We start from the raw sequence: 1,365 nt of genomic DNA, 5'->3' as shown, positions 1-1,365 counted from the left end.
CCGCGGTTTCCTGCAGGTTCGACGCCGCCTGTTCGGTGCGCGTGCTCAGGTCCTGGTTGCCCGTCGCGATTTCCTGCGACGCGGTGTCGATGCTGTCGCTGGCGCTGCGCACCAGGCCCACCGTGCGCGTGAGCGAGGCCTTCATGTCGCCGAGTGCGCGCAGCAGGTCGCCGAGCTCGTCGGTGAGTTCGGTCTGCACGTCGCGCCGCAGGTCGCCCGAGGCCACCTCGCGCGTCACGCCCACGGCCTGGGCCAGGGGCTTGGTGACCGAGCGCGTGATGCGCCAGGCCAGCACCATGGCCAAGCCGCCAGCGGCCAGGGCCAACAGCACCAGCAGGCCGAGCTGGCGCTGCACCGTGGCGTCGGAGGCCGCCACCGCATCGGCCACGGCCTGGTGCTGCAGGTCCAGCAGTTCGCGCTGCTTGGCGGCGTAGGCATCCGCCGCGGGCATCAGGCCGCCGGTCAGCAGTTGCTGCGCGCCGGCCGCGTCGCCATTCTTCAGCGTGTCGAAGTAGGTCTTGCGCACCGCCATGTAGGCCGCGCGGCGCTCGGCGATCTCCTTGAGCAGCGCCTTGCCCTGCTCGCTCTGGATCTCGGCTTCCAGCGTCTTCTGCACCACGCTGATGCGTTCGCTGATCTGGGTCATCAGCGGTTTGAAGTGGGCGTCGACCGCAGGGTCGTTGCGCGAGGTGGCCACGGCCATCACGCGGTTGATGTTGATCTGCGTGCTCATGAGCCACTCCTGCGTCAGCGCGGCTCGCTGCTCCATCTCGATCACGCGCGCGGTAGCGGCCTGCGAGGTCTTCAGGCCATACCAGGCCACGGCGGTCAGGCCGGCCAGCAGCATCAGCACCAGGGCGAAACCCAGGTACAGGCGCGGGCCGATGCGGAAGCGGTTGACGACGTCCATTTTTCACTCACTCTTGCAACAGGAGAACAACAAACGGAGCGCACGGCCCGAGGGCCGTGCGCGGGAGATCAGAAGCTCTCCCACTCCCCTTCGGCCGAGGCCGGGGTGGCCGCGGCCACCGGGGTGAGCGCACGCGGTGCGGGTTTGGTTTCGGGTTCGGGCTTGCTGGTCGCCAGCACCGGGGCAGCCTTCGCGACAGCGGGTGCCGGGGCCTGGGGCGCCGGCCTCGGCGCGGCCAGGGGTGCCGGCGCCGCGCTCAGCACGGGCTTGGGTGCCACCGGGGCCGGGCTCAAGACCGGCGCGGCCTGCTCGGACCCGATGCGGAACACCTTCACCACCTCGGCCAGTCGGTCGGCCTGGTCGCGCAGGCTCTGCGCGGCGGCTGCGCTCTCTTCCACCAGCGCCGCGTTCTGCTGCGTCATCTGGTCCAGCTGGTTCACCGCCACGTTCACCTG

Annotated in this window: 1 protein-coding gene and 1 pseudogene; both read right to left on the bottom strand. The window is 70.5% G+C overall.

The window, feature by feature from the left end; all coding sequences use genetic code 11:
- On the bottom strand, window positions 1-910 hold a 910-nt coding region (locus tag GTO19_RS17135; protein WP_291018280.1), incomplete at its 3' end, for an MCP four helix bundle domain-containing protein.
- A 68-nt stretch (window positions 911-978) separates the two neighbouring features.
- Window positions 979-1,365 (bottom strand): annotated as a pseudogene (locus tag GTO19_RS17130) (hypothetical protein); the annotation flags it as partial.

It is taken from the genome of Hydrogenophaga sp., assembly GCF_011772445.1.
Taxonomy (GTDB): Bacteria; Pseudomonadota; Gammaproteobacteria; order Burkholderiales; family Burkholderiaceae_C; genus Hydrogenophaga.
Note: the sequence above shows the minus strand (reverse complement) of the source record. Positions and strands in the feature narration are given on the sequence as shown.